The organism is Algirhabdus cladophorae (assembly GCF_044772865.1).
Classification (GTDB): Bacteria; Pseudomonadota; Alphaproteobacteria; order Rhodobacterales; family Rhodobacteraceae; genus Algirhabdus; species Algirhabdus cladophorae.
The window spans coordinates 3425973-3440272 of sequence record NZ_CP173029.1; the positions used below are offsets into that span (position 1 = coordinate 3425973).

Consider the following 14300-nt stretch of genomic DNA (forward strand, 5'->3'; position numbering starts at 1 on the left):
TTAGCCGCGTCCCTTTTATACTGATTTGACGGTTTTTTGTTCAATGGGAAGGAATCCACGTGAACGCATACTCCTTGGCACGCTCAGGCTACGGCGCCTCAGCTGCACCAATACGCACCCCCAAGAGTCTTGAATATGAGGCGTTTGCCCGCGTAACACGAAGATTGCGTAAAGTTGCGTTGGCAGCATCACCCAGTCACATAGAACTTGTCGAAGCAATCCATGAAAACCGGAAACTATGGACCTTGCTTGCTAGCATGGTCGCCGAGCCGGACAATGGATTACCTGATAAGCTACGTGCCCAAATTTTCTACCTTGCGGATTTCACATCCCAGCACTCACGCAAAATACTTAAGGGTCAAGCAAAACCAGATGCGCTGGTGGACATCAATGTTGCGATCATGCGCGGCTTGAAAACTGAAGGAACAAAAAAATGAGCGGATTGGTTTTGAAGCTAGGCCCACGTGAGCGGGTTTTAATTAACGGCGCTGTGATTGAAAACGGCGAGCGCCGCAGCAGACTTGCAATAATGACCCCTAACGCCAATATCTTGCGGCTAAAAGATGCAATTCACCCTGAAACTGCGAAGACACCTGTAAGACGGGTCTGCTATATTGCTCAACTCGTGCTTTCTGGTGACGTTGAATTGGAAGAGGCCAAACCGCAGCTTATTCGGGGAATTGAACAGTTAAGTCAGGTTTTGACCGACAACGACAGTCGCAAACTCCTGGATCACGCGACAGAAAGTGTTCTGGAGGGGCAATTTTATCAGGCTCTCAAGGCTTTGCGCGGATTGCTTCCTCGGGAAGAACGATTGATGGCGGCTGCCAACACATAGGGCTAGGCATCAAAAGAATGAGAAAATGAAGGCATCGGAAGAAATTTACTTACGACGCTCCAAAACAGAATTCGCAACCACCGAACGACTTTTCGTCCGTTGCAATGCAGAACCCAATTTTTCAAAACTGATCTCAACATTTGGATCGTCCATATTGGACACAAAGCTATCGAGGGCAGGCCAAACATCGATAGCCTCGTCAAGTTGGGGATCACTGCCCGAGACATATAATCCAGATTGCACCATGAGCTTTGATTGCTCGTAGCTTCCCAATAATCGACGGGCTTGATTTATCTTTTCATTTTCATCTGATGATGCCGCAACAGGCAGGCTTCGAGAGACCGATCTAAGTACATCTATCGCTGGAAACCGGCCCCTTTCAGCAATGTCACGGTCCATGACCACGTGCCCGTCTAAGACGCCTCGCACCATATCAGCGACCGGCTCATCCATATCAGATCCCGCAACCAAAACACTGAATACTGCCGTTATATCCCCTTCATGTTGTCCGCCGGGACCCGCCCGCTCGCACAAAGACATCAACAAATGTGCTGTAGATGGAGGATATCCTCGCAGGGCTGCAACCTCCCCCGAAGCCAAGGCGATTTCGCGATGGGCTTCTGCGAACCGTGTCAAAGAATCGAGCAACAGTAAGACATGATTGCCTTCTTCCTTAAAGTGCTCGGCAATCGCCATCGCTGCCCAAGCGCATCTGCGCCGTTCCAGCGCGGATGCATCCGAGGTCGCGGCAACAACAATTGTGCGCTTCATGCCTTCGGGGCCAAGAACCGAATGGATAAACTCGCCAACTTCGCGACCTCGTTCGCCGACCAAAGCAATGACCACAATTTCAGCCTCAACATTTCTAGCGAACGACGCAAGCAAAGTAGACTTTCCTACCCCAGAACCTGCAAATAAACCGATACGCTGACCCCTAACCAATGGAAGCATCGTATTAAAAATAGCCATTCCAGTTTCGAGGCGGGCACCCATCGGTTTTCGAAGCGTCGATGCAATCGGTCCATTGGTGATTGATCGGGCTGCATGACCTTTCAAAATTGGCCGTCCATCTAATGGTTGACCATTGCTGTCAACAACCCGACCGATCCAGGACGTATTCGGCGAGATTGTCTGAGGTCCGATAAGTTCGACAGTATCACCAACAAGGATTCCATCGGAACTACCTTCAATCATTATTTGCACCTTGGATTCGCCCAAGCGTACAACTTGGCCGAAAATAAACCCGTCTTGGCGATGCAACTTTACGCGATCACCCATGCGCGCAATATCCGACAAACGGCCCACGTGAAGAACGCCATCAGAAACCTCAACAATGGACCCTAGCCGTTTTAAGGGTTTAAGCGATTCCACTTCACTAAGTAGATTTCGAAAAGCAAGGTCGCGCATTCTGCAGCTCCAATTTACCAGTATCTTGAAACTGTTTTTAAACGAATGAGGGTTAAGCCTTGGTTGAAACCAATCGAGGGAGAAGCCCCGATGTACAAGAATTTAAAAGTTTTCGAAATGTCGAGTGCGATGGCCCAACACGCCACTGCACGGCATGCGATTGTTGCCCAGAATATTGCGAACTCGGATACACCGGGATATCGCGCAAAAGACGTGGCCTCTTTTGCCCAAACCTTGGATGCAGGCACTTTAGATTCCTCAGATTTTGCGATGTTTCAGTCTCGCAAGGGTCATCTTCAAAGTAGCGCAACCGTGAACACCTCCAAGACCAAAACCTTCGAGACCCCTTCAGAAAGTCTGAATGGAAACTCGGTTTCACTGGAATTGGAAATGGTCAAATCCATAGAATCACAGCGCCAACATGACCGTGCCATCAGCATTTATAAGAATGCTCTTACTGTCCTGCGCACCAGCCTCGGCCGAAACTAGAAGGGAAAAAGTATGTCAGGTTTTACACAAATTTTTTCGATCGCAGCGAGTGGAATGAATGCACAATCTCAACGACTGCAACATGTCTCTGAAAACATCGCCAACAACGATACACCGGGCTATCGCAAGAAGGCCGTTAGCTTTGAACAGGTTCTCGAATTTGGACAATCAACCGGCCAAGTACAAGCCGGCCGTGTGAGCCTTTCTGATGCAGAATTGACCCGCATCTTCGATCCCGGTCATCCAATGGCAGACACTGGCGGATACTATAACGGATCGAACGTAGATTTAGTCATCGAAATCGCGGACGCCCGCGAAGCCCAGCGCAGTTATGAGGCGAACCTCAAGGTATTTGAGCAAGCCCGCAAAATGTCATCCTCTCTGAGTGAATTACTCAGACGTTAATTGTACCACCGAAAAGGAGATCCAGAATGGAACAACTTTCTTCAATTGCCGCCCAGAAATACGCCTCTATCCGCGGCGCTACCGCGCCTTCGCCAGAAAGTGCCGGACAGATCGGCGAATCCTTTCATCAAGTGGCAGAAAACTTTGCCAACACGTTGGGAGAAGGTGAAAAACAGGCAATGGCCGCCATGTCTGGCGATGCCAATCCGCATGCCTTGGTGCAGGCCTTAACCCAAGCAGAACTTGCTGTTGAAACCGCAGTTACCGTTCGGAACAAAGTTGTTGAGGCCTACCAAGAAATTCTGCGGATGCCGGTCTAATCCATGAACGAAGCTGTCTTTTTTGATGTCATGAGGGCCGGACTTTGGGTTGCTGTAACAATCTCGATGCCAATGTTGGTGGTCGCTCTGGTTGCCGGCCTCGCGATTGGTTTGTTCCAGGCCCTGACATCAATCCAAGAAATGACGCTGACATTTGTGCCAAAAGTCGCAGCAATGTTGGCCGTTTTTTGGATTTCGATGGGCTTTATGACCCAAAAATTGACGGCCTTTTTTCAATTTCAACTCGTACCTTTAATCGTAGGAAGCTGACATGGACGCCTCGTCTTACACAACCCTTACCCGCCAATCTGGCTTACGCCATGAAATGCAGTCAATCGCGAACAATATCGCTAACGCAGCAACAACTGGGTACCGGCGGGAAGGAGTCATTTTCTCAGAATTTGTCGCGACCCCGGAATCTGGTCCATCTGTATCCATGGCACGAATGGTAGGCCGCGATATTTGGGATATTCAGGGCGGATTGACCCAAACCGGGGGCACACTCGACCTTGGGATCGAAGGCGACGGCTATTTTGTTATTCAAACACCTGAGGGCGAGCGCCTAACCCGTGCCGGCAATTTCTCTACCGACGCCGAATCCCAGTTGGTCACACCCGATGGGTATGCCGTTTTGGATGCCGGTGGCGCGCCAGTGTTTATCCCACAAGATGCAGGCAGCATAGCGATTTCAAGGGATGGAACAGTCAGTGTACAGGGCAATCCAATTTCACAAATCGGGTTGGTCGTTCCAGTAGATTCCGGGGAAATGGAACGTCAGAAGGGTGTCATGTTCAATGCCCCCTCCGGCACGTTACCTGTTGAAAATGCTCAAGTTTTACAGGGCTTCGTCGAAAAATCGAATACCAATCCCGTTTGGGAAATATCCCGAATGATCGAAGTGCAACGCGCTTATGAACTGGGGCAGAGCTTTCTAGAAAAAGAGGACGAACGTGTGCGCAAAGTCCTTGAAAACATGGGTAGATAAGGAACAAATCATGCGAGCATTACAAATTGCAGCTACCGGGATGAGCGCGCAACAAATGCGTGTGGAAGTCATCTCGAACAACTTGGCGAATATGAACACTACCGGCTACAATGCGCGACGCGCCGAGTTTTCCGACCTCCATTACCAGCAGTTGGTCCGAGCTGGCGCAATCAACGCCTCCGACGGAACATTGGTGCCCACCGGGGTTCAGCTGGGTTTGGGCGTTCGCCCTTCGGCTGTTTCTCAGGTCATCGAGCAAGGATCGATTTCTTTGTCCGGCGGTAATCTGGATGTGGCAATCGAAGGCAACGGATATCTAGAAGTAACAATGCCAAATGGCACATCTGCCTACACCCGCGATGGTGGTTTGAAGCAGACTGGTGACGGCTTGATCGTGACTTCTGATGGATTTCCAGTCGTTCCAGACGTGACTATTCCAGCCGATACAACAAGCATCTCAATCAATTCCGAAGGCGAGGTTTATGCCTATTTTGCGGATAGGGTTGAGCCAGAGTTGCTGGGTCAGTTCACTTTGGCCAGTTTCACAAATCCCAAGGGTCTAGAAGCCTTGGGGAGTAACCTTTTTTCCGAAACTGGCGCATCAGGCCCTGCACTGGTTGGGACTGCTGGCGAAAATGGTCTTGGATTTCTCAGACAAGGCTATTTGGAAGACAGTTCTGTTGATGCCGTCAAAGAAATCACGGACCTGATCGAAGCCCAGCGCGGTTATGAATTGAACGCAAAAGTCATCACCGCGGCGGATCAAATGATGAGCGCAACGACTCAAATCCGATGATCCACGCGTATTTAACCCTCTTGATTGGTATTTTTTGCGCACAAATAGCTGCGGCCGATACTCTGTTTGCTGTTCGGACAATCTCTCCCAATACGATCTTAACGTATGATGATCTTGTCGTTCAAAGCACGGCTAAAGAGGGGGCTTTTTCAGATCCATCACAGGTGGTCGGTTTGGAAACGCGCAAAGCAATTTATCCCGGTCGACCCATACAATCCGCGGACGTTGGGCCGCCAGCACTGGTGGTACGCAACGGGCAAGTACGACTGAAGTATCAAGTTTCGGGATTGGAGATCATTACCGAAGGTCGCTCGCTGGAGCGTGCAGCCTTAGGCGATGTAGTGAGAGTAATGAATATCGCGTCTCGAACAATCGTTTTGGGGGTCGTTCAACAGGACGGGTCCGTTTTCGTAAGGCAGTAAATTATGTTGAAAATTATAACTTTAGCAGCCGTTCTAGGCGTTGGTGTAAGCGCGTGCGCGCGCATCGAAAACATCGGTCAAGAGCCCGAACTATCGCCGACGATTGCCAATCAAGAACATACCGCAATGCTGTCGCCATCCTTGCCAATGTCGACAACGCCTGATCGTGGGTTGGATCAGTCATCCCTTTGGAATTCTGATCGCAGGTCTCTGCTAGGCGATCGGCGTGCGGGCCAGCGGGGTGATATCATGACAGTTGTCATCGAAATTGACGACCGCGCCGAATTTTCAAATGCTTCCGAACGCTCGCGCAGCGGCAGCGAAAGCCTGTCTGTTCCGCAGTTGTTGGGCTTGCCACAACAGATAAACAAAGACTTGCCCGTGGGGGCGACCATGGGGGATGCTGTTGATTTGAATTCCAACAGTTCATCTGGTGGCGATGGGTCTGTCAAACGGCGCGAGAAACTAACACTTAGGGTGGCTGCGACTGTCTTGGATGTTTTGCCAAACGGCGTTCTGGCCATCCAGGGGACGCAAGAAGTCCGAGTTAACTTTGAGCTTCGTGAACTTTTGGTAACGGGATACGTGCGCCCAGAAGACGTCTCGCGACAAAACGAAATCACCTATGACAAAATCGCTTCAGCCCGTATTTCTTACGGTGGTCGCGGACAGATTAGCGATGTCCAACAACCACGGTACGGTCAGCAAGTTTTGGATATCTTACTTCCGTTCTAAGGACATATTATGCGAAAAATCCTCCCAATCCTTCTTGCACTTATTGGACTGGCTGGCGGCGTTGGCGCCGGCGTTGTCCTCAAGCCTGAACCAGAGACATTGGTTGCTAACCATCCCTGCGGTGACCTTGAAACCATGGAGAAGGTGGAAAAGGTTGTTCAAAAAGAAGAGCAGGAAGAAGAGAACAGCGAACTGGAATATGTGAAGCTGAACAATCAGTTTGTGGTACCCGTGGTCAAGGACAACAGGGTGGCCTCCCTGGTGATTATGTCGGTGAGTATTGAAGTGACGTTGGGCAGCAAAGAAGTTGTGTTTCAGCGCGAGCCAAAGCTTCGCGATGCAATCCTGACTGTTCTATTTGATCACGCGGCCTTGGGCGGTTTTGACGGCGCGTTTACTTCAAGTGCGAAACTGGACACTTTGCGGGTTGCGTTGACCAATGTGACGCAAGAGATCCTAACCAAAGATCGCGCCAAAAGCATTCTAATTACAGATCTGGTTCGCCAGGACAGTTGATCATCGCGGGGTTTTGGTTGCTTTTTTGGCCAAAACGCCCGCCACTTCATTTTGACCAAAAGCCCGAGCAACATGTGTCTTTTGCTGTGCAATTTCGGCATTGGTTAAAGCACGCTTTCGGTTGATTTCAGCCAATTCGGCAATACCACGCTGCAACCAAAGCGATTTATTTCTTTCATGGATCATGAGGGCCGAGGTGTCGGACTTTGCCGATGCGCCTTTCAAGAGTTTCTCACGCAGGGTGTCAAAGGCAATCCGATCTGCCTGATCTTTCTTGGTAAGCTTACTCAGTGTTTGAGCTTGCTTGAGGTATTTCAACTCAGTGATTTGTTTAAGCTTATTCCAATCAGTTTTGGGCATCAGATTTTTCCCTTGGCCTTCAAATTCATTTTCTCGGCAAATTTGATAGCCGCTGCGACTGCTGCATAAAACTCGGGGGGTACTTCATCGCCAATCTCCAACGTGGCGTGCAAAGCCCGCGCTGTGGGAGGATCCGAGTGGATGGGAATTGCATTTTCTTGCGCACATTCACGGATCCGAGCAGCTATTTCATCAACGCCTTTGCCTACACAGATTGGAGCACCAGGATGATCACGATCCCACTTTAACGCAACTGCATAATGTGTGGGGTTCACAACAACCACATCCGCCTTTTCAACATCCGTCAGCATTTGTGAAGTTGCGATCTCATACCCACGTTGGCGTCTTTGCTGCTTGTGATGCGGATCCCCTTCCGAGGATTTTGCTTCGTCCTTCAGTTCTTGATGTGACATCCGGTTTTTTCGCAGAAATTCCTGCCTCTGCCAGAAAAAATCCAAGCTGCCTATAAGCAGCGTGAATAGAAACATAATGACCATGAACTGTCCCAAAAGCAGGACCATCTGAAGTGCAACTTGATGAGAGCCTTGCTGCATAGTCAGCACAATTTCGGAAAACCGATCGGCCAAAAACCAGAACGCAATGCTTCCTGAAAAGCACAATTTCACAAAGCTTTTGGCAAACTCGAAAAGGCCCTTGCGGCCAAATTTATTTTTCACATTCGACAGAGGCGATATCCGCGAAATCTTAGGCGCAAGGTTGCTGACGACGACCACAAAACTCTGTTGAGCCAAAATCGATGAGAGGGCTAAAACGGCTGGCAATAAAAACCAGGGACCAAGGGTCTTAATCAAAGACACGTTTAGTGCACCAATAATCACAGGCCCTTGGTCGGAAAAAACATTGCGCGCCAAGGTCGATGGTTCAGCGATGAAATGCATCAGGTCCGAACCAAATACCGCCATCAGGCCGCTACCAAAACCATAAAAGGCCAAAAGAAAGCCGCCGTAAGCTGCAGCCGTTGTCAAATCCACAGACTTGGCAAGGTCACCTTTCTTGCGTGCATCTTGCAGTTTTTTTTCTGTTGCCTCGTGTTGTTTTTCTTCTCCGGTATCTTCAGACATCTGGGTTATCCGAACGGATTAGAGATGAAGGCGTTCATCGCACCAATCCACAAAGACAAAAGGAAGGGTGCACTAACAGCCAATAAAAAGATACTTGCCCCAGTGATCGCTGGCGCACCGACAAATGCGACCATGAGCTGGGGCATGGCCTTGTTTATCACCCCTAGCGCTGCGTTGTAGATCATGGATCCGATCACAAATGGCGCAGCCAATGTGAATGCCAGAGCAAAAACCTGGGCCACGACTGAAACCCCCCACATTGTCAGGAAATCGCGGTCAGGAAATTGGCCGACCGGTAAAAGATCATAGGATGAAACCATCATCAACGCCACGCGCACGTGCAAATCCAAAAGGACAGCCAGCGCAAGGCCAGAGACCACTAAGATATGCGAAATGGCAGGTTGTGGATCAACGCCAGCACCGCCAAATATCTGCGACAGGGATGTGGATTGGGCAGCGATTGCTCCAGCGGTTTGAAGCCCCAACACGAACAGTCTTACCCCGACACCTAAAGCCAAGCCAACAACCACCTCGGGAAACAGAATCGAAAGTGGCCCCGCTTGGGCCAACGCCAATTCGATTTGCGGATACACGGCAGGCGCCACAATCAAAGTGAAACTCACAGCCATGGCTAACTTTACCCGAGCCGGGACGGATTGTTCGCCAAAAGCCGGAAGCAGAAAAACAGTTGCACCAATCCTTGCGAAGACAACAAACCCGATAAAAAGAGTTTGTTCTGTCCAACCCAGAACAGACGTCAAGAGTTCCATCATGCTGGAACCAGCCCTACCAATGACGGCCGCGCATCCACGCCGATTTCCTCGAATGACAACACCGGATTTAGAAGACCTTTTGCAATCATAACCGTCTTTAAGAACCGCCTGCGCTGAACCGACGTGACAAGAGCAGCGTTGATTCCCATATCCCCAGCCTTGGCCATTTTTTCAGTAATGGCCGCACCCAGCTTATTGAACATTTCAGGCGGCAGTGCGACGTCAACCGCCCCATGTTCACCGTCAATTTGATAGTTCCGAAACACGTCCTCCCATTCGGGCGCTAATTGCACCAATGGGATTGTTCCGTCGGCCCTCCGAAGATCTGCGACCAATTGAAACCCGAGCCTTTGGCGCACATACTCACAAATTGCTTCTGGCCGAGCGTGACTCCCCCGCGCTTCAGAGATTGCCTCAAGAATGACCGGCAGGTTTCGAATTGAAACACGTTCATCCAACATTAACCGCAATACAGACAACAGCATTTCCAAAGTGACTTTCTCCGGAATAAGGTCATCGATTAATTTGGAGTTTGCCTCGGCCCGAACAGGGTCTGACAAACGTCTTGCCTCGTCTAACAGTCGGCGCAAACCCTTTAGTGTCAGAAGTCGCGAAAAGTTACGTTTTATGACTTCCAAAAGATGCGTGGCCAATACTTCGGTCGGTGTAACAACAGTCATGCCGTCCAAGCCGGCTTCTTCAGCTTGATCTTTGTCGATCCATCGTGCCGGTGCGCCATAAACTGGTTCTTTGATTTCCGGACCTTGGAAATTCGGGGCAGGTCCACCGTGCATTAATGCTAAGACTTGTTCAGGAAATAGTGTGTCTTGTGCCTGTTCAACGCCTTGGATTTTAATGACGTAGCTTCCCGGTAAAAGTGATGCATCATCGGTCAGTCTAATCTCGGGCAGAATCATCCCATATGTCACGGCAATATGAGTTCGCATGTTGTTTATCCGCGAGTCTAATCCGGTGCCAGGATCCAGCACCATGTCGATCAAGTCAGTCGCAAATTCTACGTGAATGTCGTCCAAATCCAAAATGTCACCCAGAGTCTTTTCGGGGGAAAGGGGTTTGATTTCCTCCGACGGGGTCTTTGATTTTTCCTCTTCGGCATTTTTTCGGGCCATATAAAATGACGCAGCGCCCAGAGCCAATGATCCAGCCAGGAATGGAATAAACGGAAGCCCCGGGACCAAAGCAAAGAGGCCCATAAGTGCCGCCACAGTTGCCAGCGCCCCAGGAAATTTTCCGAGTTGGCTGAAGAGAGTGTTGTCAGACGTACCTTTTGCGCCACCGCGGGCTAGCAAAAGAGCGGCGGCAATCGAGATAATAACTGCAGGGATTTGGGTCACTAAACCGTCGCCAACGGTCAAGATTGCGTAGGTTTCAAATGCTTGGGATATCGGCATTGAATGAACAATTGTGCCCATTAAAAGCCCCATTACGAGGTTCAACAATGTGATCAACAAACCGGCGATTGCATCGCCTTTGACGAACTTTGAAGCACCATCAAGGGAACCAAAGAACGTTGTTTCAGCTTGCTCAACTTCACGGCGTCGTTTGGCTTCTTGGTGGTCAATTGCGCCCGCAGACATGTCGCTGTCGATGGCTAATTGCTTTCCTGGCATTCCGTCTAAGGCAAAACGGGCGCCCACTTCGGCCATCCGTGTGGCCCCTTTGGTTATCACCACAAAATTCACGATCAACAGAACGCAAAATACGACCAATCCAAGAAAGACGCTTCCGCCCATCACAAACATTGCAAAGCCTTGGATAACGTCACCGGCTGCCGATGTTCCAGTGTGTCCCTGGCCAATGATGAGTTTGGTTGATGAGACGTTCATTGAAAGTCGCAACATCAATGAGGCAAGCAAGATCGTAGGGAACGAGGAAAAATCTAAGGGCCGCTCAATAAATAGTGTTACAGTGAAGATTAGAATTGCCAATCCGAACGAGGCAGCCAGGCCAACATCCAGAACCCAAGGCGGCATTGGCAAAATCATCATCACGATGGTTGCCATAAGTGCCAAAGCAAGAAGGATAGTGGGTTGGAAAATAGTCTTGGCGGAGAAGTCCATTAGGTGACCTCACCCAATTGGAATTCAAGAAAAACTTGGCCGTTCAGCCAGATTTGATCCTTAGAATTGTTACTCATGCGACCGCCCTGAAGAAGAAATAAACATCCAGTCAGAGGGTTAATATGAATGTGTTGAAATTTAGTAAGTTTTTATCCGTCGACTGAAGATGTCATGGTAGATTTCAGATCCTCTTCAACGGTTTTCCGCAGGTCCTGAGATCGCTTAATATTAGCGAGTAGGTTCTTAAGCCCAAGCGGCTGGTCGAACGCAACTGGTTCATTTTCGGTTTGGAAAACCAGAAGGTCATTTTCCTGTTCTTGAGCGGCCGATGCTGTCTGACTGAGTTGGGAATTTGAATCGAGTTGTCCAGCTAGGGCGTCAAAACCATATGATCGTACGCGCTCGATAAGTGTAGAACGGTCCGCTTGTGGCAATCCGTTTTCGTTCGGCGCTAGAGAAATCTGTTGGGCAAGAGAAATCACCGATTGCTGAGAGCTATGCTGGACGACAAGTTGCATGTCCCGGTCCAGTTTTTTTTGGGATAATCCAAGACCCGAATAGCGTTGCAGCCCATCCGATATGTCCCCAGACATTACTCTCGCCAGCGCCGCTAGTTCGGAGAGTGTTTTCCCTCGATCCGCATCAACGTTTTCCCGGGAGTATGCGTCTAACAGAGTAATCTGCTCAGGCTTTGGTATTCCACCCTGTTCAATTTGAATTTTAAGCATTTCAATGAATCCGTCGGCCGCAATTGAATCTGTCGAGTTCGCAATTTCCTCAAAAAGAACTTCCGCCTGGTCGTCCTGATCTTGGTCCAAGGCGATCAAAGCTGACTGCATATTGAGATCATTTGAGGGGCGTATCGACAGACTTTCAACCACCTTGGTTGCGGTTATTGCGAGGTCAGTCAGACCCGCTTCACGTAGACGTTGTACCCAGACGGCACCCAAATGGGTCTGGAGGTGAAGAGGTAATTTTTGCTTTATTTGAGCTAAATTTTTAGCCGACATTTTGATCGACTTAGCTCCCTTGGCGTTCGAAAGGAAAGCCCAGAGTCCCAACTCTCCTACGCAGTCAGAGTACTGAAGAAAATATGTCGAATTATAGGTCTGCGGGTTGTCTAGAAGAGCCGCTATTTCGCTCAAAAATTGGCTCTCTGATGTCGATTCTTTCTCACCCTTGAGTAGAGCACTCGCCTCGGCGCCAAAGCCATAATACAAATAGTGCCTGATAATGTCTTTTTTGTCAGACGTCAGAGGATCTTGGTTTGGTCGGGCTTGGTTCATTCTGACCCTACCCAAGCCGTCGTTGAAATCGCTGCCAAACGTCCATTGCGATAGTTTATGATCAAAAGTTGGACGGCACACTGTGTCGATTTGGCCACCCAACGACGGCGACAATAGATCGGCCAGTTCGTCAAAAGACGTGCGAGCCGCGATACCCAAATTTGATGGCTCCGGACTGTCTTGAATTAGATTTAAAGCTATTGAATCTTCTTCGATGTCTTCATTGCTGGGCGCATTAGTTGGAACAGATGCAACTTCTGTTTGGTTTGGACTTAGAAGACCCTGAGCGGCGGCCTGAGCCAGCTGACCAAGTAACTGGGTTTGCATTTCTTCCGTGATCTCTTCTATTTGCTCAAACTCAGGCTGCAAGATCGGCGGTAACACTGGTTTGGGCGCTGATTTCGCGACTTGGGTGCTAAAGATCACCGGTAGTTGCGGGATCTCCTCCTCATCTTCCTCAACAGGAACTTGATCTGTATCTGCGTTTACAAAAGTTGGACCTGACCAATCTTCTGGTGCTGGTCCGTCTATTATATCGACAACGATTTGAGTGGATCCATAAGGAAAAATATCGCCATAACACGGGCAGTTCAGTTGCAGCTCAAGCAAGCCTGAAGGTGCAATAGAAAGATCATTTAGGCGGGTTCTTTGAATCCGTTCAAAGATCCCTGATAAATCAAAGTCTCCCTCAAAGGACGGATTAACTAGAACAAATCCGTTCTCGCTTTTATCAAGGCTCCACCGTTGTTGGTCTCCTACGGTCAAAACCAATCGAGTAAAGCTCGCGTGATCCCCAGATCGTATAGTTACGGTTTGAGCGTTACTCTGCAGCCCAAAAAGGGTGACGGCTATGAAGATCAAAATCCTAATCATGCGGCGTCTTGCTTTTTTGACTTCAACGCCTCTTCCAGATCAGAAAAGCTTGGGCGGATGTGGCCCGGTGTATTTTGGCGTCCAACCTCAATGCAGATATTCGTCGAATGGTTGTGCAGATTAGCCACCAACACTTCTCGGATTAGCTGGTAGAAGTGAGCGTCCTCTTCAGTAACCGTCTTCACTTTTGAAGCAAAAGGCCCGACCAAACCATACGCCAGGAATACTCCCAAAAAGGTGCCAACCAAAGCGCCACCAATCAGTTTACCCAAAATCTCGGGTGGTTGATCAATGGATCCCATCGTTTTGATAACACCCAAAACAGCAGCAACAATACCCAAAGCGGGCAAGCCATCGGCCATAGTTTGCAACGCATGGCTTGAATGCATTGCATGGTGAAGGTTAGCGTCCATACGCTTTTCCAGCACCTCTTCTACTTGGTGAGGGTCGTCATAGTTCATGGATGCGGACCGCATCGTGTCACAAATGAGGGCGACAGCCTCTTTATCAGCCAGAATTTTAGGATAATTACCAAATATCGAGGATTCAGGAGCGTTCTCTATATGTTCTTCAAGCCCTACTGGATTTTGACGAGCCAGCCTTAACAATTCGAAGAGAAGACATAGCAAATCTTTATAGTCTTCTGGTGACCATTTTGGACCTTTAAAGACTTTTCCCAAATCTTTGAGAGTGTGTTTGATCGACGCCATATCGTTACTGATAACAAAGGCGCCAACAGCCGCGCCACCAATCATCGTCATCTCGTAAGGGAGCGATTTGAGGATGATCCCCATCTTGCCGCCTGCGGCCAAATAGCCGCCGAACACCATGACAAAGATGATGATAATGCCAACAATGCCAATCATTTCGGAGAACCCTTGTAAGTGTTATTTCACCGTCCGGTATGCCACAAAGGGTATTAAGAAATCGCT

18 protein-coding genes are annotated in these 14300 nt (G+C 49.3%); 11 read left to right on the forward strand and 7 right to left on the reverse strand.

The features are described 5' to 3' along the window. The first annotated feature begins 59 nt into the window (after nucleotides 1-59). On the forward strand, nucleotides 60-437 hold the full coding sequence (gene flaF / locus ACIRQ6_RS16615; RefSeq protein ID WP_420861723.1) for a flagellar biosynthesis regulator FlaF: 378 nt from the start codon (nucleotides 60-62) through the stop codon (nucleotides 435-437). Next, on the forward strand, nucleotides 434-838 hold the full coding sequence (gene flbT, locus ACIRQ6_RS16620; RefSeq protein WP_420861724.1) for a flagellar biosynthesis repressor FlbT: 405 nt from the start codon (nucleotides 434-436) through the stop codon (nucleotides 836-838). Before flaF ends, flbT begins: the two co-directional genes overlap by 4 nt. A gap of 45 nt (nucleotides 839-883) precedes the next feature. Here flbT and ACIRQ6_RS16625 read toward each other — a convergent pair whose 3' ends face one another. After that, entirely contained in the window at nucleotides 884-2245 is a 1362-nt protein-coding gene (locus ACIRQ6_RS16625; RefSeq protein ID WP_420861725.1) for a FliI/YscN family ATPase, read from the reverse strand. Between the two features lie 90 nt (nucleotides 2246-2335). On the opposite strand from ACIRQ6_RS16625, the gene ACIRQ6_RS16630 reads away from it, so the two are divergent. From ACIRQ6_RS16630 to ACIRQ6_RS16670, 9 genes are read left to right on the forward strand one after another with little or no spacing between them, the layout of a single operon-like run. Next, on the forward strand, nucleotides 2336-2734 hold the full coding sequence (locus ACIRQ6_RS16630; RefSeq protein WP_420861726.1) for a FlgB family protein: 399 nt from the start codon (nucleotides 2336-2338) through the stop codon (nucleotides 2732-2734). A gap of 12 nt (nucleotides 2735-2746) precedes the next feature. After that, nucleotides 2747-3139 carry a flagellar basal body rod protein FlgC gene (gene flgC, locus ACIRQ6_RS16635; protein WP_420861727.1) on the forward strand — a complete coding sequence of 131 codons (393 nt, stop codon included), beginning with the start codon at nucleotides 2747-2749 and terminating at the stop codon, nucleotides 3137-3139. Between the two features lie 26 nt (nucleotides 3140-3165). Continuing rightward, complete coding sequence (gene fliE, locus ACIRQ6_RS16640; RefSeq protein WP_420861728.1) at nucleotides 3166-3459, forward strand: flagellar hook-basal body complex protein FliE; 294 nt, start codon at nucleotides 3166-3168, stop codon at nucleotides 3457-3459. 3 nt (nucleotides 3460-3462) lie between these two features. Further along, nucleotides 3463-3729 carry a flagellar biosynthetic protein FliQ gene (locus ACIRQ6_RS16645; protein WP_420861729.1) on the forward strand — a complete coding sequence of 89 codons (267 nt, stop codon included), beginning with the start codon at nucleotides 3463-3465 and terminating at the stop codon, nucleotides 3727-3729. Between the two features lies 1 nt (nucleotide 3730). Next, nucleotides 3731-4444: a flagellar hook-basal body complex protein gene (locus tag ACIRQ6_RS16650; protein ID WP_420861730.1), complete on the forward strand. Its 714-nt coding sequence runs from the start codon at nucleotides 3731-3733 to the stop codon at nucleotides 4442-4444. A 10-nt stretch (nucleotides 4445-4454) separates the two neighbouring features. After that, nucleotides 4455-5240: a flagellar basal-body rod protein FlgG gene (gene flgG / locus ACIRQ6_RS16655; RefSeq protein ID WP_420861731.1), complete on the forward strand. Its 786-nt coding sequence runs from the start codon at nucleotides 4455-4457 to the stop codon at nucleotides 5238-5240. Further along, nucleotides 5237-5662: a flagellar basal body P-ring formation chaperone FlgA gene (flgA, locus tag ACIRQ6_RS16660; RefSeq protein ID WP_420861732.1), complete on the forward strand. Its 426-nt coding sequence runs from the start codon at nucleotides 5237-5239 to the stop codon at nucleotides 5660-5662. The genes flgG and flgA overlap by 4 nt, the downstream gene beginning before the upstream one ends. 3 nt (nucleotides 5663-5665) lie before the next feature. Next, entirely contained in the window at nucleotides 5666-6397 is a 732-nt protein-coding gene (gene flgH, locus ACIRQ6_RS16665) for a flagellar basal body L-ring protein FlgH (RefSeq protein WP_420861733.1), read from the forward strand. A gap of 9 nt (nucleotides 6398-6406) precedes the next feature. Further along, on the forward strand, nucleotides 6407-6913 hold the full coding sequence (locus ACIRQ6_RS16670; protein WP_420861734.1) for a flagellar basal body-associated FliL family protein: 507 nt from the start codon (nucleotides 6407-6409) through the stop codon (nucleotides 6911-6913). On the opposite strand, the gene ACIRQ6_RS16675 is transcribed toward ACIRQ6_RS16670, so the two are convergent. From ACIRQ6_RS16675 to motA, 6 genes are all read right to left on the reverse strand, one after another. Next, nucleotides 6914-7273 (reverse strand): hypothetical protein, encoded by a 360-nt coding sequence (locus tag ACIRQ6_RS16675; RefSeq protein WP_420861735.1) that lies wholly within the window; start codon nucleotides 7271-7273, stop codon nucleotides 6914-6916. Next, the gene (locus ACIRQ6_RS16680; RefSeq protein WP_420861736.1) at nucleotides 7273-8355 is read right to left on the reverse strand and encodes an EscU/YscU/HrcU family type III secretion system export apparatus switch protein; all 1083 of its coding nucleotides are present in this window, start codon (nucleotides 8353-8355) and stop codon (nucleotides 7273-7275) included. The genes ACIRQ6_RS16675 and ACIRQ6_RS16680 overlap by 1 nt, the downstream gene beginning before the upstream one ends. 5 nt (nucleotides 8356-8360) lie before the next feature. Further along, nucleotides 8361-9128 (reverse strand): flagellar biosynthetic protein FliR, encoded by a 768-nt coding sequence (locus tag ACIRQ6_RS16685; RefSeq protein ID WP_420861737.1) that lies wholly within the window; start codon nucleotides 9126-9128, stop codon nucleotides 8361-8363. Then, nucleotides 9125-11209 (reverse strand): flagellar biosynthesis protein FlhA, encoded by a 2085-nt coding sequence (gene flhA, locus ACIRQ6_RS16690; RefSeq protein ID WP_420861738.1) that lies wholly within the window; start codon nucleotides 11207-11209, stop codon nucleotides 9125-9127. Before flhA ends, ACIRQ6_RS16685 begins: the two co-directional genes overlap by 4 nt. A 149-nt stretch (nucleotides 11210-11358) precedes the next feature. Beyond that, nucleotides 11359-13368 carry a hypothetical protein gene (locus ACIRQ6_RS16695; protein WP_420861739.1) on the reverse strand — a complete coding sequence of 670 codons (2010 nt, stop codon included), beginning with the start codon at nucleotides 13366-13368 and terminating at the stop codon, nucleotides 11359-11361. Beyond that, the gene (gene motA, locus ACIRQ6_RS16700) at nucleotides 13365-14234 is read right to left on the reverse strand and encodes a flagellar motor stator protein MotA (protein ID WP_420861740.1); all 870 of its coding nucleotides are present in this window, start codon (nucleotides 14232-14234) and stop codon (nucleotides 13365-13367) included. The genes ACIRQ6_RS16695 and motA overlap by 4 nt, the downstream gene beginning before the upstream one ends. Nucleotides 14235-14300: the final 66 nt, after the last annotated feature.

What these genes read in the sequence shown, in the direction of transcription:
- flbT (WP_420861724.1), top strand. Translation starts at nt 434, where the DNA reads ATGAGCGGATTGGTTTTGAAGCTAGGCCCACGTGAGCGGGTTTTAATT.
- ACIRQ6_RS16625 (WP_420861725.1), bottom strand. Translation starts at nt 2,245, where the DNA reads ATGCGCGACCTTGCTTTTCGAAATCTACTTAGTGAAGTGGAATCGCTT.
- ACIRQ6_RS16630 (WP_420861726.1), top strand. Translation starts at nt 2,336, where the DNA reads ATGTACAAGAATTTAAAAGTTTTCGAAATGTCGAGTGCGATGGCCCAA.
- flgC (WP_420861727.1), top strand. Translation starts at nt 2,747, where the DNA reads ATGTCAGGTTTTACACAAATTTTTTCGATCGCAGCGAGTGGAATGAAT.
- fliE (WP_420861728.1), top strand. Translation starts at nt 3,166, where the DNA reads ATGGAACAACTTTCTTCAATTGCCGCCCAGAAATACGCCTCTATCCGC.
- ACIRQ6_RS16645 (WP_420861729.1), top strand. Translation starts at nt 3,463, where the DNA reads ATGAACGAAGCTGTCTTTTTTGATGTCATGAGGGCCGGACTTTGGGTT.
- ACIRQ6_RS16650 (WP_420861730.1), top strand. Translation starts at nt 3,731, where the DNA reads ATGGACGCCTCGTCTTACACAACCCTTACCCGCCAATCTGGCTTACGC.
- flgG (WP_420861731.1), top strand. Translation starts at nt 4,455, where the DNA reads ATGCGAGCATTACAAATTGCAGCTACCGGGATGAGCGCGCAACAAATG.
- flgA (WP_420861732.1), top strand. Translation starts at nt 5,237, where the DNA reads ATGATCCACGCGTATTTAACCCTCTTGATTGGTATTTTTTGCGCACAA.
- flgH (WP_420861733.1), top strand. Translation starts at nt 5,666, where the DNA reads ATGTTGAAAATTATAACTTTAGCAGCCGTTCTAGGCGTTGGTGTAAGC.
- ACIRQ6_RS16670 (WP_420861734.1), top strand. Translation starts at nt 6,407, where the DNA reads ATGCGAAAAATCCTCCCAATCCTTCTTGCACTTATTGGACTGGCTGGC.
- ACIRQ6_RS16675 (WP_420861735.1), bottom strand. Translation starts at nt 7,273, where the DNA reads ATGCCCAAAACTGATTGGAATAAGCTTAAACAAATCACTGAGTTGAAA.
- ACIRQ6_RS16680 (WP_420861736.1), bottom strand. Translation starts at nt 8,355, where the DNA reads ATGTCTGAAGATACCGGAGAAGAAAAACAACACGAGGCAACAGAAAAA.
- ACIRQ6_RS16685 (WP_420861737.1), bottom strand. Translation starts at nt 9,128, where the DNA reads ATGATGGAACTCTTGACGTCTGTTCTGGGTTGGACAGAACAAACTCTT.
- flhA (WP_420861738.1), bottom strand. Translation starts at nt 11,209, where the DNA reads ATGGACTTCTCCGCCAAGACTATTTTCCAACCCACTATCCTTCTTGCT.
- ACIRQ6_RS16695 (WP_420861739.1), bottom strand. Translation starts at nt 13,368, where the DNA reads ATGATTAGGATTTTGATCTTCATAGCCGTCACCCTTTTTGGGCTGCAG.
- motA (WP_420861740.1), bottom strand. Translation starts at nt 14,234, where the DNA reads ATGATTGGCATTGTTGGCATTATCATCATCTTTGTCATGGTGTTCGGC.